This is a genomic window from Priestia sp. SIMBA_032 (assembly GCF_046535215.1).
Classification (GTDB): Bacteria; Bacillota; Bacilli; order Bacillales; family Bacillaceae_H; genus Priestia; species Priestia aryabhattai.
Map to the genome: position 1 here is coordinate 1 of NZ_JAWRXD010000059.1, position 2,247 is coordinate 2,247.

General features: G+C 33.0%; 3 protein-coding genes and 1 tRNA gene. All 4 read right to left on the minus strand.

Going from position 1 to position 2,247, the window contains the following annotated elements; genetic code table 11:
* Positions 1–940: 940 nt before the first annotated feature.
* The 4 genes from SB717_RS33265 to SB717_RS33280 all read right to left on the minus strand — a co-directional run bounded on the left by SB717_RS33265 (position 941) and on the right by SB717_RS33280 (position 2,247).
* Positions 941–1,147: a hypothetical protein gene (locus SB717_RS33265; RefSeq protein WP_335443987.1), complete on the minus strand. Its 207-nt coding sequence runs from the start codon at positions 1,145–1,147 to the stop codon at positions 941–943.
* 46 nt (positions 1,148–1,193) lie between these two features.
* Positions 1,194–1,544, minus strand: coding sequence for a hypothetical protein (locus SB717_RS33270; protein WP_335539696.1), 351 nt, complete (start codon positions 1,542–1,544; stop codon positions 1,194–1,196).
* Positions 1,545–1,729: 185 nt separating this feature from the next.
* A complete protein-coding gene (locus SB717_RS33275; RefSeq protein WP_410907053.1) occupies positions 1,730–2,044 on the minus strand; it encodes a hypothetical protein in 315 nt (104 codons plus the stop codon).
* 132 nt (positions 2,045–2,176) lie between these two features.
* Positions 2,177–2,247: transfer RNA gene (locus SB717_RS33280), tRNA-Glu, on the minus strand.

Consider the following 2,247-nt stretch of genomic DNA (forward strand, 5'->3'; position numbering starts at 1 on the left):
CATCCATAATGTTCATATCGACAGAGTTACCGCAGTCTTTATTAAAGCGTGAAATTTTCATTTATAAACACCTCATTCTTCAAGTTGAACTTATATTCAACTTATTGTACTTGATATAGGATAAATATTCAATATGTGGGAGCAACATAATTATCTACAAAACCTTACATATATCAACAATTATGCAAATTAAGTGGAACTTGTATTCCCTACGATGTTCAAATCTATTGCCTTATGTACCTTACTTTATATCATGAGTATAAAAAATTATGTGCCAAAAATGGTGCAGACTCTTGTCGAAACATAACTAAAAAACGAGCTTTTTCTAAAAGATACGTAATGGATAAAAAACAGTACGTTTGTACATACACACATCCCCAAAAAGTTAATTCATCGTTCATATGAATGTGATATACTTGTAGAGGAACTGATTATTTTTTAGAAATTTCATCTAATACTTAAAATAAAAGACTACATCATTATAGAATGATATAGTCTTTTATTTTGAATATTCAGCTTTATCACATCTAAACTATCTACTAAAAGACAATGATATTTTTTAATGTGAAGCAATTTTGGGTATTAATGTACCATTGAAAATCTTATGCGGATAAGTCCGTGCCTATTATATGCCGTTTTGTATTGTGTATTAGTTTTTTGAAATCGCTTTCATTTCGATAAGTAGTATGGTAAACTAATAGATGCATATTGGTCTTAAAATCAACTTCCAACGAGTCCGTTACCCTTCGTGGTTACGGATTTTTTTATGCTCTTTATAAAATGTAAGTGCTTTATTTTCCAATATAGATTATAATAGAAATGCATTTGATGTTAAATAGTTATATACACCTATATCATCTTACTTCATTGAACCTATTCCTTTGTGTGGGAATAGGTTTCTTTCTTTTACTGGTCCACTATACTGGGAGCGTACCAATGCTCAAAAGTTAGCCAGTAAAGCTTCAATTTTCTTCTTAAGTTTTTGGCTTTCTTCTTCCAATTCGATAATTCTATCTTGAAGTTCTTCGTTACCCAAGCTGTTTTCCAGCTCTTCAGATAGTTGTATCCGCTTTTTATGGATTTCAATTCGTTGTTTAGCCATCTCTTCTACCTCTTTATTTAATTGAAATTGTTCGTATGGGTTCATATGTATTCCTCCTTTATTTTTACTTTCAACATAAACAGGTATCCCTTTAAAATAGAGTCCAGTGAGTATTAACTACGAACATAGTGACTGCCCCAAACGCGCTAGCAATAAAGCTAAAATTCCATACAGTTCGCATCCAAACTACCAAAGATCCAAATGTCTTTCTGAAGGCTACCTCACGCATAAAGATAAGATAAAGTACTGTAAGCCCATATACACCAAATGCTACCCATCGAAAAGTTTCTTGAATTTGAGGGGCTACTAAGGTAACTGCTACTAAAGCTACGGTGAAAATGAGGTTTACTACCATAAAAAAGCTTACAAAACGCATCCACTTAAACCCTTTCTCATACAGTTTACCTGCATTTTGCTCTTCTTGTTTTAATTCTTCCATCATTCATTGCCCCTAGTATTCAGTTTTTATTTATTATAGCATGGGATGTTAGTTTCATTTTTATATTGCTAGTATTAGTATATTTAAGCTTAGGAGATTAGCCACGAGTATTTTGTAGTTTTGGCATTAGAATTTCATATCGTATTTAATTAAAAGCAGTTTACAAATGCAAACTGCTTTTTTACTAACTACTTAAACTGAAGAATTGCTTCTTTAACATACACTTTGTAGTCAATAATTGCATCCTCTACTATGGGCAGTTTGCTTTCTGAATTGATATATCCGGCTAATGGTTTGGTACTTGCCTCAAAATAAGGAAGTTTTTCATCAAGGGAAAACTTAATACTGTTTTCGTCTAGTGATAACATATCAACTATGGTGCCAGTACTCATTTCGTCTAAATACAGTTCCTTTGCTGAAATGATATTTATAGTGCCCACACATGTTAAGTCCACTACTTTAAAGCCTTTATCTAACAGTTCTTTCACTAAATCTTTAGGCATCTAAAACCCTCCTTAACACTTACTAACTTTCGACATAAAAAGAGGGATTCCTTTAGAATAACATCCAGGGAGTATTACATATGAATATACGTAAATAAAAGAGCAGTTTGCAAATGCAAACTGCTCTTTTGATGACCCGTACGGGATTCGAACCCGTGTTACCGCCGTGAAAGGGCGGTGTCTTAACCGCTTGACCAACGGGC

What these genes read in the sequence shown, in the direction of transcription:
- SB717_RS33270 (WP_335539696.1), bottom strand. Translation starts at nt 1,544, where the DNA reads ATGATGGAAGAATTAAAACAAGAAGAGCAAAATGCAGGTAAACTGTAT.
- SB717_RS33275 (WP_410907053.1), bottom strand. Translation starts at nt 2,044, where the DNA reads ATGCCTAAAGATTTAGTGAAAGAACTGTTAGATAAAGGCTTTAAAGTA.
- SB717_RS33265 (WP_335443987.1), bottom strand. Translation starts at nt 1,147, where the DNA reads ATGAACCCATACGAACAATTTCAATTAAATAAAGAGGTAGAAGAGATG.